The organism is Burkholderia cepacia complex sp. TUM26381, assembly GCF_057439935.1.
In genome coordinates, this window is record NZ_CM172006.1 from 1,807,888 (window position 1) to 1,832,166 (window position 24,279).

Sequence of the window (24,279 nt, forward strand, 5' to 3'; positions counted from 1 at the left end):
CCGGCCGGCCTTCGTGGCCGGCGCGGGCCGGCCGCGGCGCCTTCGTCCGCTTTTCCACGACGCCTCCATGCCGAAGAAAAATCTCGTCTACATCCAGTCGCTGCGCAACGGCGCGGCCGATCGCGCCGGCCAGCCGGTCGCCTATCAGGGCAGCACGCGCTACATGAAGGCGCCGCTCGAATTCCTCGTCGAACGCCTGAACGATTCTCCGCTCGGCGAGCGCTATACGCTCCAGGGCGTGATCGTCGACGACGACGACGGGTCGCCGGCCGACCGCGCGAAAGTGGCCGACTACGGCTTCGCGCGCACGCCGGGCCGCCCGTGGATCCTGCCGGAAGGGCTGACGGTGCAGGGCCGGCCGGTCGACGAACTGTTCTGCTCGATTCCGTCGACGTACCGGCGGCTGCCGCGCGACGCGCGCGAGCGCGTGGCCGGCAAGCAGGCGTTCGAGCGGCGCCTGCTCGAGCGTTTGCTCGAACTCGACGCCGACATCGTCGTGCTCGACGGGCTGCTCGTGATTCTCGACGAGCTCGTGCGGCCCGGCGCGCGCTTTCACCGGCGCATCGCGAACATCCACCCGGGCATCACGGCCGACGATTCGCCGTACCAGCGGCGCGGCGCGTGGGCGACGCTCGACGCGCTGCACGGCGCGCGCGGCGAACGGGTCGACTGGGCGAACGGCACGACGTCGTCCGTCGAGCCCGTGACGATGACGGGCGCGTCGTTTCACTACGTCGACAACGGCATCGATTCCGGCGAGGTGATCAGCGACGTGCTCGACACGCCGATCGCGCCGGACGACACGATTCTCGAGCTGCGCTGGAACAACTTCCAGCGCAGCCTGTTTCCGGCGCTCGAGCGCGGGCTGCACGTCCTCGCCGACCGCCATGACGCGGGAGCACTGTGATGGAAGACACGCTGACGAAACCGGCTGGCGTCGCGGACGCCGTCGAAGGGGAAGTGGCCGCCGCGCTGGACGGCGCCGCGCACGGGCAGGCTGCGGCCTTCGTCGAGCATACGCTCGACACATGGCGGCCCGACGCTTCGCCGGACGCGCTGCTCGCGACGTTCGTCGCGCTGTTCAACACCGATACGCGCCATGACGCGGCGACGATCTCGGTGCCGCTCGGCGGCGCCGATGCGGCGGCCGTCGCGTCGTACGTCGCACGCGCGGTGCGCGAAGGCGTGATCGACGGCGCGCAGGTGGCCGGCGACACGCTGCGGCTCACCGTATCGCGCACCACGTTCTGGCAGAACCCGCGGCCGTGGCTGAAGGCCCCCGCGTCGGGCGGGATGCCGCTGCGCCACGTGATCACGAACGGCCACCGGCACCCGGTGCGCCCGCCGTCGCCGGCCGGCGAAATCTATGCGCGCTACATGCCGCAGGTCGGGATGACGTTCAGCCTGCGCACCGTCGACATCGACGCGCACGCAGACCTGTTCAGCGGCTGGATGAACCTCGATCGCGTCGCGCATTTCTGGGACCAGCGCGGCACGCGCGACGAGCATGCGGCGTATCTCGCCGAACGGCTTGCCGATCCGCACATGCACCCGATGATCGGCTATTTCGACGACACGCCGTTCGGCTATTTCGAGTTCTACTGGGCGAAGGAGGACCGCCTCGCGCCGTTCTACGACGCGCACGACTACGATCGCGGGCTGCACCTGCTCATCGGCGACTCGCGTTTCCAGAGCGCGGGCAAGCTGCATGCGTGGTGGAGCGGGGTGCTGCACTACATGTTCGTCGACGAACCGCGTACCCAACGGCTCGTCGGCGAGCCGCGCGTCGATCACGTGCGGCACATCGCGTACATGCACCGGCTCGGGTTCTACACGCTGAAGGAATTCGACTTCCCGCACAAGCGCGCGGCACTCACCGTGATCGAGCGCGACACGTTCTTTGACACTTTCCGGCTGCCGTGACGGCGCGGGTGCGCAGCGTCGGTGCGACGTTGCGCGCGGTCTGGTGCCGCACCGGCATCGGCCGTTCGGGATATGGACCGCGAGGCCTGCGTCGTGAAGAGTCGATCTCACTCTTCATCGACGACAGGCCGGCAACATGACCCGAACCTCCGCGACAGCGTGGGGCGCGACGTCCGATTCGCACCCCGTCAAATTGACATATGCCGACATATGCCTAGAATGGACGCATCGTACTCCGCTGGAGTGGCTCATGCGCACCGTTTCCATTTTCAAGAACGCCCGTAATCAGGCAATCCGCATCCCGAAGGACATGGAGTTCGAGGGGGTGACGGAACTCGAGATCCGCCGCGAGGGCGACACGTTGCTGCTGAGGCCGGTACGGCCAACGTGGCTGTCGTTCGCGAACGAACCGCTGGCCGATGCCGATTTCCTTGCCGAACGCCCGGCCGTCATCGAGTCCGGCCGCTTCGACCTGTCCGACGCCGACGCGCCGACGGAGTCCAACCGGTGACCATGCTCTACATGCTCGATACGAACATCTGTTCGTTCATCATGCGCGAGCGGCCCCCCGTGATGCTGGCGCGGTTGCAGTCGTGCGTGAATGCGCAACACCGGATCGTCGTGTCGGCCATGACCTACGCCGAGATGCGGTTCGGCGCGGTTGGCAAGAAGGCGTCGCCGAAGCACGCGGAACTCGTGACGGCGTTTGTTTCGCGGCTCGATGGCGTGCTGCCGTGGGATACGGCGGCCGTCGATGCCACGGCCGCGATTCGTGCCGATCTCGCCGCGCGCGGCACGCCGATCGGCACGAACGATGCGTCGATCGCGGGGCATGCGATTGCGGCCGGCGCGGTGCTCGTCACCCATAATGGCCGCGCATTCGGCCGTGTCGCGGGGTTGTCGCTCGAGGATTGGGCGGCCTGAGCACGGCGGGGCCAACCTGTAAGCGTGTCGTGCCCGGTTCACTTTTCAGCGTGCGCACCAGGCATCGCACCAGCGGCAACTGCAGGTTGCTACCGTGACGACTTTCCGTCTGCCCGGTTGCCGGCGAACCGACTATCCTTGCCTGCACATTCCCCGCAGAAACAGGAGACGAAACCGTGACGCACAGCGTGATCCCCGCAGGCCTCGCCGACGAAATGATCGAGATCCGGCACCGCATCCATGCCCATCCCGAACTCGGCTTCGAAGAATTCGCAACGAGCGACCTCGTCGCCGAGCAACTGCAGTCGTGGGGCTACACGGTGCATCGCGGGCTCGGCGGAACGGGCGTCGTCGCGCAGTTGAAGGTCGGCACCGGCACGCAGCGCCTCGGCCTGCGCGCCGACATGGATGCGCTGCCGATCCACGAGGCCACGGGCCTGCCGTACGAGAGCAAGATCGCCGGCAAGATGCACGCGTGCGGCCACGACGGCCACACGGCGATGTTGCTCGCGGCCGCGAAGCATCTCGCACGCGAGCGCCGCTTCTCGGGCACGCTGAACCTGATTTTCCAGCCGGCGGAAGAAGGGCTCGGCGGCGCGAAGAAGATGCTCGACGAAGGGCTGTTCGAGCTGTTCCCGTGCGACGCAATCTTCGCGATGCACAACATGCCGGGCTTCCCGACCGGCAAGTTCGGCTTCCTGCCGGGGTCGTTCATGGCGTCGTCGGATACCGTCGTCATCGACGTGCAGGGCCGCGGCGGCCACGGCGCGGTGCCGCACAAGGCGATCGATCCGGTCGTCGTGTGCGCGCAGATCGTGCTGGCGCTGCAGACGATCGTGTCGCGCAACGTGTCGCCGCTCGACATGGCGATCGTCACGGTCGGCGCGATCCACGCGGGCGAGGCGCCGAACGTGATTCCCGATCGCGCGCAGATGCGCCTGTCGGTGCGCGCGCTGAAACCCGACGTGCGCGGCCTGCTGGAGACGCGCATCAAGGAAGTCGTGCATGCGCAAGCTGCCGTGTACGGCGCGACCGCGACGATCGACTACCAGCGCCGCTACCCGGTGCTCGTCAACGATGCGGAAATGACCGAGTTTGCGTGCAGTGTTGCGCGCGAATGGGTGGGCGAAGCGAACCTGATCGACGGGATGGTGCCGCTCACCGGCAGCGAGGATTTCGCGTTCCTGCTCGAGAAGCGGCCGGGCTGCTACCTGATCATCGGCAACGGTGACGGGGAGGGCGGCTGCATGGTGCACAACCCGGGTTACGACTTCAACGACGCGGCGCTGCCTGCCGGCGCGTCGTATTGGGTCAAGCTGGCCGAGGCGTTCCTGGTTTGAAGAAGAAGCGCGGCGGCGTCGCCGCCGCCGTTCGACGTGTGCGTCCGTGAAACGGGGCGCGACAGGACGCGCGTGAATTTGACGCTCCTTGACATCGACGGAACCGGTCGCGTGCTACGCTGCGCGCGACGCCGGATCGGCTCGATGAAAACAGGTGTGGATGACATGCGAAAACAGCTTCTGACCGTGCTGACGGCTTGTGCGGTCGGCGTTCTGGCGGCCGGGTGCGACGACCGGAAAGTGGCCGACGCGGTGAATGCGATCAAGCCCGATCCGATGGCGTTCGGTCATCTGCAGCAGGGCGTCTCGACGACCGAAGACGTGCTCCGCCAGGCAGGCAAGCCCGAGATGGTCAGGCAGGGCGACGACGGCTCGCAGCGGTTCGAGTATCCGCGCGGCCCATACGGCACGAGCACCTACATGCTCGATTTCGGGCCCGACGGCCGGCTCGTGTCGATCACGCAGGCACTGACGGCGGCGAACATCGCGAAGGTCGTGCCCGGGATGTCGAAGGACGACGTGCGGCAACTGCTCGGCAAGCCGACCGAGATCGCGCAATACGCGCTGAGCCATGAAGAGGTGTGGAGCTGGCACTGGGCCGAGGGGGGCGTATCGGGCGACGCGATGTTCAACGCGCATTTCTCGCCCGACGGCACCGTGATCCGCACGTCGCGTTCGGAAGCGCCGGGCCGCGAAAAGCCCTGACATCGCGGCACCTCGCCGGTTTTCGGTCAGAACGCCGTGCCGCCGAACAGCGCCGCCGCCGCCGCCGGATTCGACGGCCAATACATGTGCATGTACGTCGCGACGATTGCGCCGTGGCGATAGACAGCCTCGCCGCTACCCCGCACGCCGTCGGGGCGTGCCGCATGCGCGACCGGATCGAGCGGCGTCGCGAGCCGCGAGTAGTGGAACGTGTGACCACGCATCGGTCCGGTGCGCGTATCGAGCTGCTGCATGCCGAGCGCGGCGAACCGGCGCTGCATCGTCGCCTGCCCCGGCAGCAGGCCGAGCATCGACGTCGTCGCACCGTCCGCATCGGTCAGCGATTCACTGAGATACACCATCCCCCCGCATTCCGCGACGATCGGCCGGCCGGCCGCCGCATGCGCGCGAATCGTCCGTGCCGTTTCGTCATTCGCCGCAAGCGTCGCCGCATGCAGTTCCGGATAGCCGCCCGGCAGGAACAGCGCGTCGCAATCATCCGGCACGGGTTCGTCGGCGAGCGGCGAGAAGAATCGCAACTGCGCACCGAACGCGTCGAGCAGCGCGAGATTCGCCGGATAGATGAACGAGAACGCCGCATCGCGCGCAATCGCGATCCGCTTGCCGGCGAGCGCGCGCGGCAGCGGCGCCGCGGCGTCCGGTTCCGCGAACGCGACGGCCGGCGGCAACTCAGCCAGCGCCGTCTGCGCGAGCACGTCGGCCGCGCGATCGAGCCGTGCCTCGAGATCGTCGATGTCGGCCGGCTGGTGCAGGCCGAGATGCCGCTCCGGCAGCGCGATGCCCGCATCGGCCGGTACGTGCCCGAGCCAGCGGAGGTCGCTGGGCAGCGCCTGTTGCAATAATTCCGCATGCCGTGCCGAGCCGACGCGGTTCGCGAGCACCCCGTGAAACGGCAGCCCCGGCCTGAACCGTGCGAGCCCGAACGCGATCGCCGCGAACGTCTGCGCCATCGCCTTCGCGGAAATCACCGCGACGACCGGCACGCCGAACGCGGCTGCGAGATCGGCACTGCTTGGCGTGCCGTCGAACAGCCCCATCACGCCTTCGATCAGGATCAGGTCCGCGTCGCGCGTGGCATCGGCAAGCAGCGCGCGGCAGCCGGCCTCGCCGACCATCCCGAGGTCGAGCGCATGCACGGGGGCGCCGCTCGCGCGCTCGAGCAGCATCGGATCGAGAAAGTCGGGCCCGGTCTTGAACACGCGCACACGGCGGCCGAGCCGGCGGTGCAGCCGCGCGAGGCCGGCCGTCACCGACGTCTTGCCCTGGCCCGACGCGGGCGCACTGACGAACAGCGCGGGGCAGGCGGGCATGCTCAGAACTCCACGCCGCGCTGCGCCTTCACGCCTTGCTCCTTGTACGGATGCTTGACGAGCCGCATTTCGGTGACGAGGTCGGCCGCGTCGATCAGCGCATCGGGCGCATGCCGCCCGGTCACGACGACGTGGACCGAATCGGGGCGCGCGGCAAGCGCCGCGAGCACTTCGTCGAGCGGCAGGTATTCGTACTTCAGCACGGTGTTCAACTCGTCGAGGATCACCATGCGGTAGTCGCCGCTTTCGATCATCCGGCGCGCCTCGTCCCAGCCCTTGCGCGCGGTCGCGATATCGGCGTCGCGGTTCTGCGTGTTCCACGTATAGCCGTCGCCCATCGTCACGAAATCGCATTCGGCAACCGCGCCGAGGAAGTCGCGCTCGGACGTGTGCAGCGCGCCCTTGATGAACTGCACGACGCCGAGCCGCATGCCATGGCCGAGCACGCGCACGGCCATGCCGAACGCAGCCGTGCTCTTGCCCTTGCCGTTGCCGGTATTGACGATCAGCAGCCCCTTTTCGTGGGTGGCGGCGGCCTGTTTCTTCTCGTGGCCGGCGCGGCGGCGTTCGGTCATCCGCTGATGGGATTCGGCATCGGTCTTCATCGGAAATCGTCCTGTCGAAAGCGAAACAAAGGGTTCAGAGCGGGCCGGCGAGCGCGACCGTCACGCCGTCCCGGATGGACTTGGGGCCCAGCAGGCGGCCACGCGGCGCTGCAAGCTGCGCACAGGGCTCGGCCACGCCCGCAACACCGAAGCGTGCAAGCGCGGCGTCCGACGGACCGCTCGCGGCCAGTTCGGGACGGCTCGCCAGCTGCATCGCGTCGAATGCGACGAGCGGCCAGCCGCGTCGCGCGCACAGCGTGCGCAGCGCACGGGCACGCGCCTTGTCGGCGAGCGTCGCGACGAGCGCCGGTTCGGCGGCCGGGTAACGCGCCAACGCTGCGCGGATCGCGGCATCGAGTTGCGCGGCCGTGACGTCCGCGCGAAAGCCGATGCCGAGCGCGACACGCATCATGCGCGGCCGCCGAGCGCCGCACGCACCGCCGGATCGTCCGCGAGCGCCGCGACGCGGCCGATCACGACGATCGCCGGCGAACCGAGTCCGGTCGCGCCGACGCGTTCGACGAGGCTGTCGAGCGTCGCAAGCACGTGCCGCTGTTCGGGGCGCGTCGCGTTCTCGATCGCCGCGCACGGCGTATCGCCGGGCAGGCCGCCTTCGCGCAGCGCCGCTGCAATCGTGTCGAGCCGGCGGATGCCCATGTAGATCACGATCGTCATGCGCGTGGCCGCGAGCGCGCGCCAGTCGGGCTCGTCGGCGCCAGCGCCATGGCCCGTGACGAAGATCACGCCCTGCGCGTCGCCGCGCTGAGTGACCGGAATGCCGAGTGCGGCCGGCGCGGCGATGCCGGCGGTGATGCCGTTCACGACCTCGACCGGAAAACCCGCCGCGCCAAGCGCGGCCAGTTCCTCGCCGCCGCGGCCGAACACGAACGGATCGCCGCCCTTGAGCCGCGCGACGCTACGGCCCGCGCGCAGATGCGCGAGCATCGCGGCGACGATCGCGTCCTGCGGCGTCGACGCATGGCCGCCGCGCTTGCCGACGTGCTCGATCTGCGCGTCGGCGCGCGCATGGCGCAGCACGTCGGGGTTCACGAGATCGTCGACGAGCAGTACGTCGGCCATGCCGATCGCGCGCGCGGCCCTGAGCGTCAGCAGGTCGGCGTCGCCGGGGCCGGCACCGATGAGCCAGGCGCGGCTCATCGCACGCGGCACGGTACGCACCGTGTCGAAACAGTGGAAAAGAAAAGGCGGGCGGCACATCGGCGGCCGGCGGACAGGCAATGCATGACGGATCGGGCGAAGCCCGCGCGAACGCGGGCGGAATGCGCACCCCATCCGTCCCCCGCGGATCGGGCGTTCGGCGAGCATCGGGCTCGCCCCTTGCGTCGGCCGGTATCCGGGCTGGCCGCTTGCCAGGCCGCAGCCTTCCCGCCCGGTGAAGGGCAGTGGCATCGCGGGCGGCCTGGGCGCGTGCGCGGGGAGCGCGTCGCGCAGGCGGCGTACCGTTGCGGGGACAGCACAGGCCGGGCGGTCATCCGCCTCCTGTTTCCCGTTTAACTGCATGCGCGGAATGCGCATGCGAGCACCGAACGCGGCGCATACGATAGCACACGGTTCGCCCGCGCGAACCGGCCACGGAAGGTCTCCGGCGCGGCGCGAGGGCGGTGCGGAACGCAGTCCCGCGGCCCGTGCCGCCTTGACGCTCCTGCCCCCGCCGCCTACACTCGCACGCGTTTTGGTGCTCGCGCGCGCCTTCCGGCGTGCGCAGTTAAACGGGAAACAGGGAGCCTGCCTGCGTCGCAGTCGAGCCAACCTGTGCTGCCCCCGCAACGGTAAGCGAACGCATCGTGCCCGCCGCGATGCAGCGCCGCTTCGCCGCATGCCGCCCGCATGCGGACGACCGCCACTGGATGCCCTGCGCATCCGGGAAGGCGAAGCGGCGTGTTCGTCAGTCCGGATACCGGCCTAAACATTGGGGTTCAGCGCCGCGGGGAGGCGGCGCATCGTCCACGACCGTAGCGTGCCCGACACCCGAGCGTTTCCCGATTCCCGACGTCCGGCCGCCTGCGCGAGTGCGCATGTTCCGGTGCGATGAAGGGCCGGACCGCGCGGGGCCGCGTAGCGACGGCCGTGTTGGCATTCTTCATGTCGACCGTTCGCCAAGGAGCGTCATGCCCGATTCGTTGTTTCGCCTGTTCAACGACAGTCCGTCCGGGTTGCGCGGCAAGATCGTCGCGATCTATGCGCTGCTGATCGCCTTCAACGCAGGCGCGTGGATCTGGGCATTCGCCGCTTTCCACGTCCAGCCCGTGCTGCTCGGCACCGCGCTGCTCGCGTACGTGTTCGGGCTGCGTCATGCGGTCGACGCCGACCACATCGCGGCCATCGACAACGTCACGCGCAAGCTGATGCAGGAGGGGCGCAGCCCGCTCGGCGCGGGCCTGTTCTTCTCGCTCGGCCATTCGACGGTCGTGATCGTGATGTCGGTCGTGGTGACGCTCACGGCCGCGTCGCTCGCGCGCTTCGAGAGCATGAAAGCGTGGGGCGGCGTGATCAGCACGAGCGTGTCGGCGTTCTTCCTGCTGGTGCTCGCGATCGCGAACCTGCTGATCCTGATTTCCGTCTACCGGACCTTTCGCGCCGCGCGGCGCGGCGAGCCGATCGTCGACGCCGATCTCGACATGCTGCTGAACCAGCGCGGCGTGCTCGCGCGCCTGTTCCGCCCGCTGTTCCGGCTCGTGTCGCGCAGCTGGCACCTGTATCCGGTCGGCTTCCTGTTCGGTTTCGGCTTCGACACGGCGACCGAGATCGCGCTGTTCGGTATCTCGGCGGCGCAGGTGCAGGGCGGGCTGTCGTTCTGGTCCGTGATGGCGCTGCCGATGCTGTTCACCGCCGGCATGACGCTCGTCGACACGACCGACGGCATCCTGATGATGGGCGCGTATCGCTGGGCGTACGTGCGGCCGATCCGCAAGATCTACTACAACATGACGATCACTTTCGTGTCGGTGCTGGTCGCCGCGCTGATCGGCGGCATCGAGGTGCTCGCGCTGCTCGCGGACAAGCTGTCGCTGCAGGGCCCGGTGTGGGACTTCGCGTCGATGGTGGCGTCGCACTTCGGCATGCTCGGCTATGTCGTGATCGGCCTGTTCCTCGCATGCTGGCTCGTGTCGGCCCTGATCTACCGGTTAAAGCGCTACGACGAGATCGACGTGACGATCTCGGCCTGACTCTCCCTTACGACCCTGGATATTCCATGACCCTACGCAAGCTTCCCGTCACGATCGTCACGGGCTTTCTCGGCAGCGGCAAGACGACGCTGATGCGCCACATCCTGCAACACGCCGAAGGCCGCCGCATCGCGGTGATCGTCAACGAATTCGGCGAACTCGGCATCGACGGCGAGATCCTCAAGGGCTGCGGCATCGGCTGCGAGGACGCCGACGGCGCGCCGGGCGAAGCGTCCGGCCAGCTGTACGAACTCGCGAACGGCTGCCTGTGCTGCACCGTGCAGGAAGAGTTCTATCCGGTGATGGAAGCGCTCGTCGAGCGCCGCGCGGACATCGACCACGTGCTGATCGAGACGTCGGGCCTCGCGCTGCCGAAGCCGCTCGTGCAGGCGTTCAACTGGCCGACGATCCGCAACAGCTTCACGGTCGACGCGGTCGTGACCGTCGTCGACGGGCCGGCCGCCGCGAGCGGCCAGTTCGCGGAAAACCCGCAGGCCGTCGACGCGCAGCGCCGCGCCGATCCGAACCTCGACCACGAATCGCCGTTGCACGAACTGTTCGCCGATCAGCTGTCGTCGGCCGATCTGGTGATCGTGAACAAGGCCGATCTCGTCGGCGACGCGGAGTTTGCGCAGATCGAAACCGCGATCCGTGACGAGATCCCGCCGCAGGTGAAGATCGTGCGCGCGACGCGCGGCGAGCTCGACCTCGCGATGCTGCTCGGCCTCGAATCGGCGTCGGAAGAAACGATCCACCTGCGTCACGACCATCACGGCTCGGCTGACGACGGCGATCACGATCACCATCACGACGATTTCGACTCGGTGGTCGTGTCCGGCGACGCCGGCACGCGCGAAGCGACGATCGCCGCGCTGCAGCGCGTCGTCGAAGCGCACACGATCTACCGCGCGAAAGGCTTTGCCGCGCTGCCCGGCGCGCCGATGCGGCTCGTGATCCAGGGGGTCGGGCGCCGTTTCGACAGCTATTTCGACCGTCGCTGGCAGGACGGCGAAACGCGCGCGAGCCGCTTCGTGCTGATCGGCGAGGATCTCGACGCGGCCGCACTGCAACGCGCGTTCGACGCCGCGTGCGCGGCCGAGCTGCAACAGGCGTAACGCACGATGCATCTGCTGCGCACCACGCCGGGCGGCTTCGTCGACGATACGCAGGGTGTCGTCCGGATCGACCAGCAGCCGGCCGACATCGTGATCCTGAGTTCGGCCGACACGACGCTGTCGCTGCTCGCGAGCGTCGTGCCGCACTTGGCCGAAGGTTTCCCGAGCGTGCGGCTCGCGAACGTCACGTTCCTGCGCCAGCCGGCGTCGGTCGATTTCTATGTCGACGACGTGCTGCGCCACGCGAAGACGGTCGTGATCGATCATCTCGGCGGCGAGGCGTACTGGCCGTACGGGATCGAGCAGGCCGTGTCGCTCGCGTCGAAGCGCGGGCAGCAGCTCGCGATGTTCTCGGGCGATCTGCAGGAAGATCCGAACCTCGTCGCGAAGAGTACCGTCACGCCGGATCTGTGCCGGCTGTGGTGGCGCTATCTGCGCGAGGGCGGCGTACACAACGCCGACGCGCTGCTGCGCAGCATTGCATTCCACACGCTCGGGTTCGGCGACGCCCCCGAGCTGCCGCGCCCGCTGCCGGCCGCCGCGCTGTATCACCCGGCGCGCGACCGCGCGAGCGTCGACGACTGGCAGCCGCGCTGGACGCCCGGCGCGCCCGTCGTCGCGATCCTGTTCTATCGCGCGCACTGGCAGGCCGCGAACACGGCCGTGTTCGACGCGCTGGCCGATGCGCTCGTCGAGGAAGGGCTGAATCCGCTGCCGATCGCGGTGACGTCGCTGAAGGATGCGGTGAGCCGCGAGGTCATCACGCAGCTCTGCGACACGCACGGCGTCGCGCTCGTGTTGAACACGACCGCGTTCGCGGCCGGCGCGATCGACAGCCCCGAACACGACGTGCTTGCCGGCGACGCGCCGGTGCTGCAGGTGATCCTGTCCGGCGGCAATCGCGACGCGTGGGTGGCCGACAACCAGGGCCTGCATGCGCGTGACATCGCGATGCACATCGCGCTGCCCGAAGTCGACGGGCGCATCGTCACGCGCGCGGTGAGTTTCAAGGGGCTCGCATACCGTTGCCCGCACACCGAGGTCGACGTCGTGCGCTACCAGCCGGACGCCGAGCGGATCGCGTTCGTCGCGGCGCTCGCGCGCGGCTGGTGCCGGCTGCGCACGCTCGACAACGCCGACAAGCGTGTCGCGCTGATTCTCGCTAACTATCCGCAAAGCGAAGGGCGGATCGGCAACGGCGTCGGGCTCGACACGCCGGCGTCCGCGCTGCGCGTGCTCGCGACGCTGCGCGATGCGGGCTACGCGGTGGCCGACCTGCCGCCCGACGGCGACGCGCTGATCGCGCGGCTCACCGAAGGCGTGACCAACGACGCGGCCGTGCACGCATTGCGCCCGGCATTCCAGAGCTTCCCGCTGGCCGACTACGTCGCGCGGTTCGCGCGGCTCCCGGTGGCCGTGCGCGACGCGCTGAACGAACGCTGGGGACCGCCCGAAGCCGACCCGACGCTGCGGCACGGGCGTTTCACGATCGCCGGCTGGCGCGCGGGCAACGTGTTCGTCGGCATCCAGCCGTCGCGCTCGCGCGGCGAGAACGACTATGCGAGCTACCACGACGCGGATCTCGTACCGCCGCATGCGTATCTCGCGTTCTATTTCTGGCTGCGCGACGCGTATCGCATCGACGCGGTCATCCACCTCGGCAAGCACGGCAACCTCGAGTGGCTGCCGGGCAAGAGCGTCGCGCTGTCCGACGCGTGCTGGCCCGACCTGACGCTCGGGCCGCTGCCGCACCTGTATCCGTTCATCGTCAACGATCCGGGCGAGGGCAGCCAGGCGAAGCGCCGCGCGCAGGCGGTGATCATCGATCACCTGATGCCGCCGCTCACGCGCGCGGAAAACTACGGCCCGCTGCAGGATCTCGAGCGGCAGGTCGACGAATACTACGAAGCGCTGATGGTCGATGCGCGGCGCGCGAAGCTGCTGCGCAAGACGATCCTCGCAACGATCGCCGAGCATCGTCTGCATGACGAACTGAGCGTGTCGCCGCCGCGCGATGCGGGCGACGAGGATGCGCTGCTCACGCGCGTCGACGCGTGGCTGTGCGAACTGAAGGAAGCGCAGATCCGCGACGGGCTGCACGTGTTCGGCCTGTCGCCGGCCGATCGCCAGCGCCGCGATACGCTGCTCGCGCTCGCACGCTTTCCGGTCGGCGACGGCAAGGGCGCGCGCGCGGGGCTGATCGGCGCGCTGGCGCGCGATCTGATGCCCGGCGACGACTTCGATCCGCTCGCGGCCGACTGGGCCGCGCCGTGGGCCGGCCCGCGCCCGGCGATCCTGCAGGCGCTCGACGCGTCGCCGTGGCGCCATGCGGGCGATACGCGCGAGCGGCTCGAACGGCTCGCGCAGCAATGGCTGGACGGGCTGTGCGCAGCCAACGGCGCCGCCCCTGCCACCGACTCGACACCGCCCGGCGAATGGCCGCATACGCTCGCGGTGATCGAGCGCGTCCGCGCGACGCTGCTGCCCGCGCTCGACGCATGCGGCGGCGAGGAAATGCGTCAGCTGCTGCGCGGGCTCGACGGCCGCTTCGTGCCGCCGGGGCCGAGCGGCTCGCCGTCGCGCGGCCGTCCAGACGTGCTGCCGACCGGCCGCAACTTCTACTCGGTCGACACGCGCGCGGTGCCGACACAGGCCGCGTGGTCGCTCGGTCTGAAATCCGCGCAGCAGCTGATCGAGCGCCATCTGCAGGATCACGGCGACTATCCGCGCGCGATCGGCCTGTCGGTATGGGGCACGGCGACGATGCGCACCGGCGGCGACGACATCGCGCAGGCGTTCGCGCTGCTCGGCGTGCGGCCGAAATGGGCGCACGGCAGCCATCGCGTGACCGACTTCGAGATCCTCCCGATCGAGATCTTCGACCGGCCGCGCATCGACGTGACGCTACGCGTATCGGGCTTCTTCCGCGACGCGTTCCCGAACCTGATGCACCTGTTCGATGCGGCCGTGCAGGCTGTCGCCGCGCTCGACGAGCCCGAGGAACTGAACCCGGTTCGTGCGCGCATCGAGCGCGAACGTGCGAAATGGGTCGCGCAGGGCGTGGCGCCCGACGAAGCGCGGCGCCGCGCCGGCTGGCGCGTGTTCGGCGCGCGGCCGGGCAGCTACGGCGCGGGCCTGCAGGACCTGATCGACCAGCGCCGCTGGCAGAGCGACGCCGATCTTGCCGATGCGTATCGCCAGTGGGGCGGCCATGCGTATGCGCAGAACAGCGCGGGCGACGCGGCCGCCGACGTATTCGGCGAGCGGCTCGCGACGATCGACGTCGTCGTGCAGAACCAGGACAGCCGCGAGCACGACATCCTCGATTCGAACGATTACTACCAGTTCCAGGGCGGGATGACGGCGGCCGTGCGGCACTTGTCCGGGCAGCAGCCGAGCATCTACCACGGCGACCATGCGAACCCGGTCGCGCCAAAGATGCGCACGCTGCGCGAGGAAATCGCGCGCGTGATCCGCTCGCGCGTCGTCAACCCGAAATGGCTCGACGGCGTGAAGCGGCACGGCTACAAGGGCGCGGCCGAGATGGCTGCGACCGTCGACTACCTGTACGGCTATGACGCGACCGCGCGCGTGCTGTCGGACCACCAGTACGCGCTCGTCGCCGACGCGTACCTGTTCGACGATGCCACCCGCGCGTTCTTGGAACGACACAACCCGAAGGCGCTGCACGGCATCTGCGAACGTTTCGTGGAAGCGATGCAGCGCGGCCTGTGGCAACAGCCGGGCGACTATCGCGAGCGGATCGAAGCGGTCTGGCTCGCGAGCGAACAACTCCAGGAAGGGGGACGGCGATGACCGATCCGACGACGCACCGCGCGCGCGCGGTTTTTCCGTTTGCGGCGCTCGTCGCGCAGGACGCGCTGCAGCAGGCATTGCTGCTCGCCGCGATCGACCCGTCGCTCGGCGGCGTGCTCGTGAGCGGGCCGCGCGGCACCGCGAAATCGACCGCCGCGCGCGGCCTCGCGGAGCTACTGCCGGAAGGGCAGTTCGTCACGCTGCCGCTGTCGGCGAGCGACGAGCAGGTGACGGGCACGCTCGATCTCGCGCATGCGCTCGCTGAAAACGGCGTGCGCTTCCGGCCGGGCCTGCTCGCGCGTGCGCACCTCGGTGTGCTGTATGTCGACGAAGTGAACCTGCTCGCCGACGGGCTCGTCGATACGCTGCTGGACGTCGCCGCGAGCGGCGTGAACATCGTCGAGCGCGATGGCGTGTCGCACGCGCACGACGCACGCTTCGTGCTGGTCGGCACGATGAATCCCGAGGAGGGCGAGCTGCGTCCGCAGTTGCTCGACCGCTTCGGGTTGATGGTCGAACTGGAGAACTGTTTCGACGCCGCGCAGCGCGAGCGGATCGTGAAGGCGCGACTTGCGTTCGATCTCGATCCGGATGCCTTCCGCACGCGCCATGCCTCCGCGCAGCGCGAACTCGGCGACCGGATTCATGCGGCGCGTGCGCGGCTGGCCGCGCTGAATTTCGACGATGCGGTGCATGCGCGCGTCAGCGCGCTGTGCATCGACGCGGCCGTCGACGGGTTGCGTGCCGATCTGGTGATGCTGCGCGCCGCGCGCGCACTGGCCGCGCTGGAACAGGCCGACGCGGTGACGGTATCGCAGGTGGAACGCGTGGCCGAAGCGGTGTTGCGGCACCGGCGCCATGCGGGTACGCCGCCGTCGCACGGATCGTCGCAGCACGGTGGCGAGCACGACGATCGTTCGCCGCCGGATGCACGCCAGCGGCCCGACAACCGGCCGGGCGAGACACGCGGCGATGCGTCGGCATCGCAGGGCGACTGGGGTTATCTGCCGCCTGAACCGGCCGGGCTGCGCGACGTGAAAAGCGTGGTGCCGCTGCCGCTAAAAAAACGCTGAGCCATCGAGCCGGCGCCGCCGCGAACGCCGTTCGCGGTCCTCGATGGCAGTCAGGCGCAGCCGCACGCGTACCGGGCACGGCACGCGCCGGCACGGCCGTTGCATGGCCGGCGACGCTCGCCGCGAAACGCGACGGCCGGCTGCATCGCGATCAGCTGCGCTTCCGGAAACGCGCGGGCACGCCGCATGCGCTGCATTGCTTCGTGCTCGACTGCTCGGCGTCGATGCTGTCGCACGAGCGGCTCGCGCTCGCGAAGGGGCTGATCGTCGCGTATTTCGATCAGGCCGCGCGCGACCGTGTCGAAACCGCGCTGATCTGCTTCGGCGGCCACGGCGCCGCGCGGCGCTTCGGCCCGGCCGTGCCGCGCTGGTGGAATGCGCGCTGGCTCGAACCGGTCGACGGCGGCGGCGGCACGCCGCTCGCGGACGGCATCGCCGCCGCCGCGCAGCTGCTCGCGCGCGATGCGCGGCGCGAGCCTGGCAAGCAGCGCTGGCTGTGGGTGCTGTCGGACGGGCGCACGCGCGAGACGCCGGCCAGGCCCGCGGCGGCCGATCATGTCGTGTTCGTCGACTTCGACGATGCGGCCGTGCGGATCGGGCAGGGTGCACGGCTCGCCGCCGCATGGGGCGCGCAGTGGATGACGGCCGACGCGCTGCGCACGGATCTCGCCGGCTGATGGCCGGCCGGCGGTGCGATATGATCGCCGCTTCTGCTTCTGCCCACTGGAAAAACCCGCCATGCAAGTACTGGTCGATGCCGACGCGTGTCCCGCCGTCATCAAGGACATGCTGTTTCGCGCCGCGCGTCGTGCCGAAATCTGCGTGACGCTGGTCGCGAACCAGTTTCTGCGTACGCCGCCGTCGCCGTTCATCAAGGCCGTCCAGGTGCCGGCCGGCTTCGACGTGGCCGATGCACGCATCGTCGAGCTGGTCGAGGCCGGTGATCTCGTGATCACCGCCGACATCCCGCTGGCCGCCGCCGTCCTCGACAAGGGCGCACATGCGCTCGACCCGCGCGGCAACTGGTTCAGCCGCGAGAACATCGAGGAACGCCTGTCGACCCGCGCGATGATGGACCAGTTGCGCAGCGCGGGCATCGACACCGGTGGGCCGGCGCCGTTCAGCGCGCGCGACGGCAAGGCGTTTGCATCGCAGCTCGACCGGTTCCTGGCGCGACACGGCAAGCCTTGAGGCCGGGGCGCGACGGCCGCGCGTCGTGATCGTCCCGCGTGTGGGGCGACCCGCACGCGCCACAACGCCACAACGCCGGATCGCCGGACCGCCGGACCGCCGGATCCGCATCGAATCGCGCTCGTCGCCCGGGCCGGGGTGCGTGTTTGCGTCGACGCTGCTATCGTGGCGCAAACGACAATCCAACCCAGGAGCGTACGCGTGACACCGACTCAACTTCTCATCCCGACCTTCACCCACATGCTGCGCGCACAGACCGCGTGGCTCGACAAGGCTGTCGCGCACCGGCAGGCTGCGGGCGACGCGCCCGACGCGCCCGACGCGGCGATGACGCTGAAGCTGGCGCCCGACATGTATCCGCTCGCGGCACAGGTGCGCTTCTCGTGCTTCCAGGCGATGGAGCCCGTCTACCGGCTGCGCGGCGAACCGTTGCCGGCTGCGCTGCTGGCCTTGCGTGAGGCGGGATGGAATGCGGATGCGCAGCCCGGCACGCTCGCCGACGCGCAGGCGATCATCGCGGGCACGCTGGCCTTTCTCGGCGAACTCGCGCCGGATGCGCTCGATGGCGGCACGGCGCTGCCGATCGCACTCGAGCTGCCGAACGGGATCGCGTTCGACATGACCGGCGAGCAGTACGCACGCGACTGGGCGCTGCCGCAGTTCTACTTCCACGCGATCGCCGCGTACGCGATCCTGCGCCATCACGGCGTCGAGCTCGGCAAGGCCGATTACGTGCCGCACATGCTCGCGTACGTGCGGCCGGGCACGATTCCGCAAGGGTAAGCGGGCCGCCAACGGGCGCTCGCGAAGCGACATGACACGGGCACTGTTCATCTGCAGCCGCAACCGGCTGCGCAGCCCGACGGCCGAAGCTGTGTTCGCCGCGTGGGCCGGCATCGAAACCGACTCCGCGGGCCTCGCGCCCGACGCGGACGCGCGCCTGTCCGCCGAGCAGCTCGACTGGGCCGAAATCGTGTTCGTGATGGAGCGGGCGCACAAGGCGAGGCTGTCGACGCTGTTCGGCGCGCATCTGAACGGCAAGAAGATCGTCTGCCTCGACATTCCCGACCGCTACGCGTTCATGCAGCCCGAACTCGTCGCGCTGCTCGAACGCAAGGCCGGCCCGTTCCTGCGCGCGTGACCGGCGCGGGCAGCACCGCCGTCAACGCAGCGGGCCGTTGACGATCGCCGAAAAACAGTCGAGACGCAGCAGTTCGATGATCTTGCGCGTCGGCACGCTCGCATGGAGCGTGTCGAGCCGGTCGACGGTGAACCACTTGCAGCGGGCGATCTCGTTGTTCGCGCGCGGCGTCAGGTATGCCGGCACCTCGGCCACGAACACGTGATGGAGCTTCGTCAGCCCGCCGAACTGCACCGCGTAGTCGAGCACAAGCCCCTCCAGCCGCGTTTCCTCGGCAAGCTCCCGCTGCGCGGCTTCGAGCGGCGTCTCGCCGCGCCGGATCGTGCCACCCGGCAGCGACCAGCGCGACGCCGTGCGGGCGACCAGCAGCACGCTGCTGCGCTGGCGGCACACGATGGTGGCGCGTTCCTTGGTGACGGCGAGGGTATCCGGCCCGATGCTCATGTTCGGCAAAACAGGTGCTGAATCGTGGAGAAAATGCGCGCCGGCTGCGGGTTGTGCGGCACCAGGCCGCGACGGCATACAGGCAGCCGCATCGATGATACCGGCCGTTCGTGACAGTTCCGTGCACAGCGCAGCGCGCCGGACACGGTGTCACGCATGCGTATAGATCCCGCTGCGCACGGGCTTCGCGCGGTGCGAACGGCGCTTGTGAACGGCGTGCCGCTGATGCGGCGATCGCGCCGTCGCGTGCCGGCGCGCAGGCGCGGGCCGGGCAGCGGATGCACCGGCCCGCGGCGCCGCGGCGGGCATTTGCGTCTGTCCTTCGCCGAAATGGAAAGTCTGGGTTTGCGCGTGTCCGACGCCCAGCATCGACGCCAGCACGAAGGCCGCCAGCCACAACCGTTTCATGAATACTCCGCCTTGTTTTTTCAGGATGAACGTCGTCCGCCAGCTTAGCGAAGGGCGGGGCGCCACCGCAACCGGCCCGCGTTCGGTGTCGTCCCCACTTGCGCACCGGGACGTTATCCGCGCGGCAGCCGGGTGCATCCGGGCTTGACAACATAATTCCTGAATGTGAATATAAATTCACACACAAGAAATATTCGTCGAATCCGGACCGACTGCGCGCCAGGGGCGCCAGGCCGCCGGAGCCGGCAGTCCGATCAACCGGAACCAGGAGCGGGACGCATGGCGGAACACGAGCAGCAGGGCGCGCTGGCGGGATTGCGCATCATCGATCTGTCGCGGGTGCTGGGCGGCCCGTACGCGACGCAGATCCTCGCCGACCACGGCGCGGAGGTGATCAAGGTCGAACCGCCGTCCGGCGACGAGACGCGCACCTGGGGGCCGCCGTTCGACGGCGACACGGCGTCGTATTTCCTCGGCGTGAATCGCAACAAGCTCGGCGTCGCGCTCGACCTGACGCAACCGGCCGACCGCGAGCGGCTGCTCGGCCTGCTCGAGCACGCGGACGCCGTCGTCGAGAACTTCAAGATCGGCACGATGGAGCGCTGGGGCCTCGGTTTCGACGCGCTGCATGCGCGCTTTCCACGCCTCGTCTATTGCCGCGTGTCGGGCTTCGGCGCGGACGGCCCGCTCGGCGGGCTGCCCGGCTACGACGCGGCCGTGCAGGCGCTCGCGGGGCTGATGAGCGTCAATGGCGAAGCGGGCGGCGCACCGCTGCGCGTGGGCGTGCCGATCGTCGATCTCGTCACGGGGCTGAACGCGGCGCTCGGCGTGCTGATGGCGCTGCGCGAGCGCGATGCGAGCGGCCACGGCCAGTTCGTCGAGTCGACGCTGTTCGACTGCGCGCTGTCGATCCTGCATCCGCATACGCCGAACTACTTCCATTCGGGCAACGCGCCCGTGCGCACCGGCAACGCACATCCGAACATCACGCCGTACGACAGCTTTCCGACGGCGGGCGTAGACATCTTCCTGGCGGTCGGCAACAACGGGCAGTTCGCGGCGCTGTGCGACGTGCTCGGCACGCGCGGCTGGCTCGACGATCCGCGTTTTGCCGACAACCGTGCGCGCAGCGCGAACCGCGCCGCGCTGCGCACGTTGCTCGAAACAGCGCTGGCGGCCCACGACGGTGCGGCGCTCGCCGAGCAGCTGATGCGTCGCGGCGTGCCGTGCGCGCCGGTGCTCGGGCTCGACGCGGCGCTCGACCATCCGCATGTCGCACATCGGGCGATGAAGGTCGAGCTGGGCCGGCATCGCGGCATCGCGTCGCCGATCAAGCTCGGCCGCACGCCGGCGACGTACCGGCGGCCGCCGCCCGCGCTGAACGAACACGCGGCACAGGTGTTTACCGACGGCGGCGACAACGACGGTCGCCGGAACTGACCGGCAGCGTGGCCGCCGGCACGTGCCGCGCTGCGGCGCACGGCCGGCGGGCCGGAACACCATCATTCGGACATCACGCCGGCTTGCGCGCGAAAGACGCACTACCGGCAGAAGAGGAGACGCATCATGCTCGCATGGATCGGCGCGATCGCCATCGTCGCGCTGTTCGGCCTGATCATCACGAAGCGGCTGTCGCCGCTCGTCGCGCTGATCGTCGTGCCGGTGGCCGCGTCGCTCGCGGCCGGTTTCGGGCTGCAGACCGGCAAGTTCATTGTGCACGGCGTGCAGAACATCGGCCCGATCGCCGGCATGTTTGTTTTTGCGATTCTATTTTTCGGAATCCTCACCGACGCGGGGATGCTCGACCCGATCATCGCAGGCGTACTGCGCGTGATCGGCTGCCATCCGCCGCGTATCGTGATGGGCTCGGCACTGCTCGCGCTGCTGATCCACCTGGACGGCTCGGGCGCGGTCACGTTTCTCGTCACGCTGCCGGCGATGATGCCGCTCTATACCCGGCTCGGGATGGATCGGCGGATTCTCGCGTGCGTCGCGTCGATGGCGGCCGGCGTCAACTTCCTGCCGTGGGTCGGGCCGATGCTGCGCGCGTCTGCGGCGCTGCACATTCCCGGCTCGGCGATCTTCACGCCGATGATTCCGGTACAGATCGTCGGGCTCGTGTTCGTGTTCGGCACTGCGTACGTGCTCGGCGTGCGCGAGGCGAAGCGGCTCGGGCTCGACCGTGCCGGCGCGGCGTCGCTGGCGATCGCGCCGCGCGAGCTGACCGACGCCGAACGCGCGTTGCGCCGGCCGGGCCGTTTCGGGATCAACGTCGCGCTGACGCTCGTCGTGCTCGTCACGCTGGTGTCGGGCATCGTCGATCAGATGGTGATGTTCATGCTCGGCACGGTCGCCGCGCTCGTCATCAACTACCCGGACGTGCAAGCGCAGCGCGAGCGGATCGATGCGCATGCGAAGGCCGCGCTGATGATGGCGAGCGTGCTGCTCGCGGCGGGGGCGTTCACCGGCATCATGTCCGGCACCGGGATGCTGAAGGCGATGGCGGAAGTCGTTGTCGCGCACGTGCCGGTCGAGCATGCGCGCCACATGCCGTTCGTGCTCGGGCTGCTGTCGATGCCGCTCAGCCTGCTGTTCGATCCCGATTCGTTCTACTTCGGCGTGCTGCCGGTGCTCGCGGAGAGCGGCAAGCTGCTCGGCGTGCCGCCGATCCAGATGGCGCAGGCCGCGCTGCTCGGCCAGATGACGACGGGCTTTCCCGTGAGCCCGCTGACGCCCGCGACGTTCCTGATCGTCGGCCTGACCGGCGTCGAGCTTGCCGAGCATCAGAAATTCACGATTCCGTTCCTGTTCGCCGCCACCGTGCTGATGGTGTTCGCCGCGGTGATCGCTGGCGTGTTTCCGTTGTGAGCGCGCCAGACGTGCCGCTTCGTGGCCGTGCCCCGAGGGGGCAGTCCTGCGAGGGGACGTTCCGCGGCGCGGCAACCCTGGCGCCGCCTGGCGCTTTCTTGAGAGCGGCGCGGCCGCTCGGCTTTTTCCTGGAGTGCAATCCATGCAGTTCGACCTGACCGACGACCAGCGCGCGATCGAAAGCGCGATCGAGAAAATCTGCGAGCGCTTCGGCGACGACTACTGGCTCGAGCGCGATCGCGCAGGCGGGTTTCCGGCCGATTTCCACGCGGCGCTCGCCGAAGCCGGCTGGCTCGGCATCGCGATGGATCCGGCCTATGGCGGCGCCGGGCTCGGGATGACCGAGGCCGCGCTGATGATGCGCACGATCAGCGCATCGGGCGCCGGCCTGTCCGGTGCGTCGGCCGTGCACATGAACATCTTCGGGCTGAATCCCGTGCAGGTGTTCGGCAACGAAGCGCAAAAGGCGCGCTTCCTGCCGCCGCTGATCGCCGGGCGCGACAAGGCCTGCTTCGCGGTGACGGAACCCGACGCGGGCCTCGACACCACGCACCTGACCACGCAGGCGCGTCGCGACGGCGACGACTACGTGCTGAGCGGGCGCAAGATCTGGATCTCGACCGCGCAGGTCGCGAACAAGATGCTGATCATCGCGCGCACGACGCCGCTCGACCAGGTCGCGAAGCCGACCGACGGGCTGAGCCTGTTCTATACCGACCTCGACCGTTCGCACGTCGAGGTGCGCGAAATCGAGAAGATGGGCCGCAAGGCGGTCGATTCGAACATGCTGTTCATCGACAACCTGCGCGTGTCGCGCGACGACCTGATCGGCAACGAAGGCGACGGCTTCCGCTATCTGCTGCATGGCCTGAACCCCGAGCGAATCCTGATCGCGGCGGAGGCGATCGGGCTCGGGCAGGCCGCGCTGCGCCGCGCGACGCAATACGCATGCGAGCGTGTCGTGTTCGGCCGGCCGATCGGGCAGAACCAGTCGATCCAGCATCCGCTCGCGCAGGCGTGGATGCAACTCGAGGCTGCGTGGCTGATGGTGATGAAGGCCGCGACGCGCTACGACGCGGGGCAGACGTGCGGCGCGGAGGCGAACGCGGCGAAATACCTCGGTGCGGAAGCCGCGTTCCAGGCGTGCCAGACGGCCGTCGCGACGCTCGGCGGGATGGGTTACGCGAAGGAATACCATGTCGAGCGCTACCTGCGCGAGTGTATGATTCCGAGGCTCGCGCCCGTGAGCCCGCAACTGATCCTGTGCTACATCGCGGAGAAGGTGCTCGGGCTGCCGAAGTCGTATTGACCGTATCGACCCGGCGGCCGGCCCGGCGCGCGGTTTCCCGTTTCCGATTCAAGCGCTCGTCATGGACGTCAAACTCGTTGCCCGCACGCTCGACCTGTTCGAGCTGTTCGCCGCCGAACGGCGGCCGCTGCCGCTCACCGAACTCGCGCGCCTGCTCGATGTGCCGCCGTCGAGCTGCCTCGCGATGGCGCGCACGCTCGTGAGCCGCGGCTATCTGTACGAAGTGCGCAAACGCGGCGGCTACTACCCGACGCGGCGCCTGCAGACGATCGCCGCCGCGATCGATGCGACCGATCCCGTCGTCGACATCGTCCATCCGCACCTCGTCGCGCTGCGCGACGCGAGCCGCGAGACGGCCGTGCTCGGCAAGATCCAGGGCGGGTCGGTCACGTATCTCGACGTCGTCGAGTCGGAGCAGGCGATCCGCTACACGCGCCAGCCGGGCGAGCTGCGTCCGCTGCACGCGAACTCGATCGGCAAGGCGATCTTCGCGGAACTCGCCGACGCTGCGCAGCAAGCGCTCGGCGCGCAGCTGCCGTTCGAACGCTTCACCGACGCGACGGTGGCCGACCTGCCGGCGCTCGTCGCGCAAACCGCGCGGTTTCGCGAACTCGGCTGGGCCGAGAACTTCGGCGAGAGCGCGCCCGAACTGTCGGCGATCGCGGTCGCGCTGACGCTCGACGGCGACTGGTACGGACTGTCGGTCGTCGGGCCGACCGAGCGGATCCGGCAGCATCGCGATACGCATGCGGCGCTGCTCGTCGACGCGAAGGCCAAGCTGCTGGCCGAGCACGCGCGCGGCTGACGGAAGGCAAGGCGCGCCGGCAAACGGCCCTGCAAGCGGGCCAGCAAGCAGGCCGTCCGCCGGCGATCGGGCAGCGATCGCCGCGAACGGCCA

The 24,279-nt window shown here is 69.2% G+C and carries 24 protein-coding genes and 2 riboswitches; of the genes, 18 read left to right on the forward strand and 6 right to left on the reverse strand.

Annotated elements, in window-relative coordinates:
- The first annotated feature begins 67 nt into the window (after positions 1-67).
- The 6 genes from ACWMMN_RS08455 to bamE all read left to right on the forward strand — a co-directional run bounded on the left by ACWMMN_RS08455 (position 68) and on the right by bamE (position 4,892).
- Positions 68-907: a formyl transferase gene (locus ACWMMN_RS08455; protein WP_059234249.1), complete on the forward strand. Its 840-nt coding sequence runs from the start codon at positions 68-70 to the stop codon at positions 905-907.
- Positions 907-1,923: a GNAT family N-acetyltransferase gene (locus tag ACWMMN_RS08460; protein ID WP_340624103.1), complete on the forward strand. Its 1,017-nt coding sequence runs from the start codon at positions 907-909 to the stop codon at positions 1,921-1,923. The genes ACWMMN_RS08455 and ACWMMN_RS08460 overlap by 1 nt, the downstream gene beginning before the upstream one ends.
- A gap of 250 nt (positions 1,924-2,173) precedes the next feature.
- Positions 2,174-2,434 carry a type II toxin-antitoxin system VapB family antitoxin gene (vapB, locus tag ACWMMN_RS08465; RefSeq protein WP_059234245.1) on the forward strand — a complete coding sequence of 87 codons (261 nt, stop codon included), beginning with the start codon at positions 2,174-2,176 and terminating at the stop codon, positions 2,432-2,434.
- A complete protein-coding gene (locus ACWMMN_RS08470; RefSeq protein WP_486422552.1) occupies positions 2,431-2,847 on the forward strand; it encodes a type II toxin-antitoxin system VapC family toxin in 417 nt (138 codons plus the stop codon). Before vapB ends, ACWMMN_RS08470 begins: the two co-directional genes overlap by 4 nt.
- A gap of 176 nt (positions 2,848-3,023) precedes the next feature.
- Positions 3,024-4,187: a M20 aminoacylase family protein gene (locus tag ACWMMN_RS08475; protein ID WP_486422553.1), complete on the forward strand. Its 1,164-nt coding sequence runs from the start codon at positions 3,024-3,026 to the stop codon at positions 4,185-4,187.
- A gap of 165 nt (positions 4,188-4,352) precedes the next feature.
- Positions 4,353-4,892, forward strand: a complete 540-nt coding sequence (gene bamE, locus ACWMMN_RS08480; RefSeq protein WP_486422554.1) for an outer membrane protein assembly factor BamE domain-containing protein — start codon at positions 4,353-4,355, stop codon at positions 4,890-4,892.
- A 26-nt stretch (positions 4,893-4,918) separates the two neighbouring features.
- Here bamE and ACWMMN_RS08485 read toward each other — a convergent pair whose 3' ends face one another.
- From ACWMMN_RS08485 to cobA, 4 genes are read right to left on the reverse strand one after another with little or no spacing between them, the layout of a single operon-like run.
- Entirely contained in the window at positions 4,919-6,223 is a 1,305-nt protein-coding gene (locus ACWMMN_RS08485; RefSeq protein ID WP_486422555.1) for a cobyrinic acid a,c-diamide synthase CobB, read from the reverse strand.
- A gap of 2 nt (positions 6,224-6,225) precedes the next feature.
- Positions 6,226-6,828: a cob(I)yrinic acid a,c-diamide adenosyltransferase gene (gene cobO / locus ACWMMN_RS08490; RefSeq protein ID WP_486422556.1), complete on the reverse strand. Its 603-nt coding sequence runs from the start codon at positions 6,826-6,828 to the stop codon at positions 6,226-6,228.
- Between the two features lie 34 nt (positions 6,829-6,862).
- On the reverse strand, positions 6,863-7,240 hold the full coding sequence (locus ACWMMN_RS08495; RefSeq protein WP_059234232.1) for a cobalamin biosynthesis protein: 378 nt from the start codon (positions 7,238-7,240) through the stop codon (positions 6,863-6,865).
- Complete coding sequence (cobA, locus tag ACWMMN_RS08500; protein WP_407045084.1) at positions 7,237-8,046, reverse strand: uroporphyrinogen-III C-methyltransferase; 810 nt, start codon at positions 8,044-8,046, stop codon at positions 7,237-7,239. The genes ACWMMN_RS08495 and cobA overlap by 4 nt, the downstream gene beginning before the upstream one ends.
- 110 nt (positions 8,047-8,156) lie before the next feature.
- Positions 8,157-8,392: riboswitch (cobalamin riboswitch) on the reverse strand.
- A 113-nt stretch (positions 8,393-8,505) separates the two neighbouring features.
- A riboswitch (cobalamin riboswitch) is annotated at positions 8,506-8,769 on the forward strand.
- Positions 8,770-8,957: 188 nt separating this feature from the next.
- Here cobA and ACWMMN_RS08505 point away from each other — a divergent pair.
- The 8 genes from ACWMMN_RS08505 to ACWMMN_RS08540 all read left to right on the forward strand — a co-directional run bounded on the left by ACWMMN_RS08505 (position 8,958) and on the right by ACWMMN_RS08540 (position 18,352).
- Positions 8,958-10,016, forward strand: coding sequence for a HoxN/HupN/NixA family nickel/cobalt transporter (locus ACWMMN_RS08505; RefSeq protein ID WP_174991482.1), 1,059 nt, complete (start codon positions 8,958-8,960; stop codon positions 10,014-10,016).
- A gap of 26 nt (positions 10,017-10,042) precedes the next feature.
- Entirely contained in the window at positions 10,043-11,131 is a 1,089-nt protein-coding gene (gene cobW, locus ACWMMN_RS08510) for a cobalamin biosynthesis protein CobW (RefSeq protein WP_174991483.1), read from the forward strand.
- A gap of 6 nt (positions 11,132-11,137) precedes the next feature.
- Positions 11,138-14,947, forward strand: coding sequence for a cobaltochelatase subunit CobN (gene cobN / locus ACWMMN_RS08515; RefSeq protein WP_256084847.1), 3,810 nt, complete (start codon positions 11,138-11,140; stop codon positions 14,945-14,947).
- Positions 14,944-16,020, forward strand: coding sequence for a magnesium chelatase ATPase subunit I (locus tag ACWMMN_RS08520; RefSeq protein WP_486422557.1), 1,077 nt, complete (start codon positions 14,944-14,946; stop codon positions 16,018-16,020). The genes cobN and ACWMMN_RS08520 overlap by 4 nt, the downstream gene beginning before the upstream one ends.
- A 140-nt stretch (positions 16,021-16,160) precedes the next feature.
- Complete coding sequence (locus ACWMMN_RS08525; protein WP_233464120.1) at positions 16,161-16,697, forward strand: vWA domain-containing protein; 537 nt, start codon at positions 16,161-16,163, stop codon at positions 16,695-16,697.
- A gap of 61 nt (positions 16,698-16,758) precedes the next feature.
- Complete coding sequence (locus tag ACWMMN_RS08530; protein ID WP_011351963.1) at positions 16,759-17,211, forward strand: YaiI/YqxD family protein; 453 nt, start codon at positions 16,759-16,761, stop codon at positions 17,209-17,211.
- A gap of 201 nt (positions 17,212-17,412) precedes the next feature.
- Complete coding sequence (locus tag ACWMMN_RS08535) at positions 17,413-17,994, forward strand: DUF1993 domain-containing protein (protein ID WP_486422558.1); 582 nt, start codon at positions 17,413-17,415, stop codon at positions 17,992-17,994.
- A gap of 31 nt (positions 17,995-18,025) precedes the next feature.
- On the forward strand, positions 18,026-18,352 hold the full coding sequence (locus tag ACWMMN_RS08540; protein WP_486422559.1) for a low molecular weight protein tyrosine phosphatase family protein: 327 nt from the start codon (positions 18,026-18,028) through the stop codon (positions 18,350-18,352).
- Positions 18,353-18,373: 21 nt separating this feature from the next.
- On the opposite strand, the gene ACWMMN_RS08545 is transcribed toward ACWMMN_RS08540, so the two are convergent.
- Positions 18,374-18,796 carry an NUDIX hydrolase gene (locus tag ACWMMN_RS08545; RefSeq protein ID WP_059234218.1) on the reverse strand — a complete coding sequence of 141 codons (423 nt, stop codon included), beginning with the start codon at positions 18,794-18,796 and terminating at the stop codon, positions 18,374-18,376.
- Between the two features lie 150 nt (positions 18,797-18,946).
- Complete coding sequence (locus ACWMMN_RS08550; RefSeq protein ID WP_059234217.1) at positions 18,947-19,204, reverse strand: hypothetical protein; 258 nt, start codon at positions 19,202-19,204, stop codon at positions 18,947-18,949.
- Between the two features lie 279 nt (positions 19,205-19,483).
- On the opposite strand from ACWMMN_RS08550, the gene ACWMMN_RS08555 reads away from it, so the two are divergent.
- From ACWMMN_RS08555 to ACWMMN_RS08570, 4 genes are all read left to right on the forward strand, one after another.
- The gene (locus ACWMMN_RS08555; RefSeq protein WP_486422560.1) at positions 19,484-20,644 is read left to right on the forward strand and encodes a CaiB/BaiF CoA transferase family protein; all 1,161 of its coding nucleotides are present in this window, start codon (positions 19,484-19,486) and stop codon (positions 20,642-20,644) included.
- 126 nt (positions 20,645-20,770) lie between these two features.
- Positions 20,771-22,072, forward strand: a complete 1,302-nt coding sequence (locus ACWMMN_RS08560) for a CitMHS family transporter (RefSeq protein WP_486422561.1) — start codon at positions 20,771-20,773, stop codon at positions 22,070-22,072.
- 142 nt (positions 22,073-22,214) lie between these two features.
- Positions 22,215-23,381: an acyl-CoA dehydrogenase family protein gene (locus tag ACWMMN_RS08565; RefSeq protein WP_174991489.1), complete on the forward strand. Its 1,167-nt coding sequence runs from the start codon at positions 22,215-22,217 to the stop codon at positions 23,379-23,381.
- A gap of 61 nt (positions 23,382-23,442) precedes the next feature.
- Complete coding sequence (locus ACWMMN_RS08570) at positions 23,443-24,186, forward strand: IclR family transcriptional regulator (protein ID WP_486422562.1); 744 nt, start codon at positions 23,443-23,445, stop codon at positions 24,184-24,186.
- Positions 24,187-24,279: the final 93 nt, after the last annotated feature.

What these genes read in the sequence shown, in the direction of transcription:
- ACWMMN_RS08505 (WP_174991482.1), top strand. Translation starts at nt 8,958, where the DNA reads ATGCCCGATTCGTTGTTTCGCCTGTTCAACGACAGTCCGTCCGGGTTG.
- ACWMMN_RS08560 (WP_486422561.1), top strand. Translation starts at nt 20,771, where the DNA reads ATGCTCGCATGGATCGGCGCGATCGCCATCGTCGCGCTGTTCGGCCTG.
- ACWMMN_RS08485 (WP_486422555.1), bottom strand. Translation starts at nt 6,223, where the DNA reads ATGCCCGCCTGCCCCGCGCTGTTCGTCAGTGCGCCCGCGTCGGGCCAG.
- ACWMMN_RS08530 (WP_011351963.1), top strand. Translation starts at nt 16,759, where the DNA reads ATGCAAGTACTGGTCGATGCCGACGCGTGTCCCGCCGTCATCAAGGAC.
- ACWMMN_RS08495 (WP_059234232.1), bottom strand. Translation starts at nt 7,240, where the DNA reads ATGATGCGTGTCGCGCTCGGCATCGGCTTTCGCGCGGACGTCACGGCC.
- vapB (WP_059234245.1), top strand. Translation starts at nt 2,174, where the DNA reads ATGCGCACCGTTTCCATTTTCAAGAACGCCCGTAATCAGGCAATCCGC.
- ACWMMN_RS08545 (WP_059234218.1), bottom strand. Translation starts at nt 18,796, where the DNA reads ATGAGCATCGGGCCGGATACCCTCGCCGTCACCAAGGAACGCGCCACC.
- ACWMMN_RS08520 (WP_486422557.1), top strand. Translation starts at nt 14,944, where the DNA reads ATGACCGATCCGACGACGCACCGCGCGCGCGCGGTTTTTCCGTTTGCG.
- cobW (WP_174991483.1), top strand. Translation starts at nt 10,043, where the DNA reads ATGACCCTACGCAAGCTTCCCGTCACGATCGTCACGGGCTTTCTCGGC.
- ACWMMN_RS08555 (WP_486422560.1), top strand. Translation starts at nt 19,484, where the DNA reads ATGGCGGAACACGAGCAGCAGGGCGCGCTGGCGGGATTGCGCATCATC.
- ACWMMN_RS08570 (WP_486422562.1), top strand. Translation starts at nt 23,443, where the DNA reads ATGGACGTCAAACTCGTTGCCCGCACGCTCGACCTGTTCGAGCTGTTC.
- bamE (WP_486422554.1), top strand. Translation starts at nt 4,353, where the DNA reads ATGCGAAAACAGCTTCTGACCGTGCTGACGGCTTGTGCGGTCGGCGTT.
- cobN (WP_256084847.1), top strand. Translation starts at nt 11,138, where the DNA reads ATGCATCTGCTGCGCACCACGCCGGGCGGCTTCGTCGACGATACGCAG.
- ACWMMN_RS08460 (WP_340624103.1), top strand. Translation starts at nt 907, where the DNA reads ATGGAAGACACGCTGACGAAACCGGCTGGCGTCGCGGACGCCGTCGAA.
- ACWMMN_RS08565 (WP_174991489.1), top strand. Translation starts at nt 22,215, where the DNA reads ATGCAGTTCGACCTGACCGACGACCAGCGCGCGATCGAAAGCGCGATC.
- ACWMMN_RS08455 (WP_059234249.1), top strand. Translation starts at nt 68, where the DNA reads ATGCCGAAGAAAAATCTCGTCTACATCCAGTCGCTGCGCAACGGCGCG.
- cobA (WP_407045084.1), bottom strand. Translation starts at nt 8,046, where the DNA reads ATGTGCCGCCCGCCTTTTCTTTTCCACTGTTTCGACACGGTGCGTACC.
- ACWMMN_RS08540 (WP_486422559.1), top strand. Translation starts at nt 18,026, where the DNA reads ATGACACGGGCACTGTTCATCTGCAGCCGCAACCGGCTGCGCAGCCCG.
- cobO (WP_486422556.1), bottom strand. Translation starts at nt 6,828, where the DNA reads ATGAAGACCGATGCCGAATCCCATCAGCGGATGACCGAACGCCGCCGC.
- ACWMMN_RS08550 (WP_059234217.1), bottom strand. Translation starts at nt 19,204, where the DNA reads ATGAAACGGTTGTGGCTGGCGGCCTTCGTGCTGGCGTCGATGCTGGGC.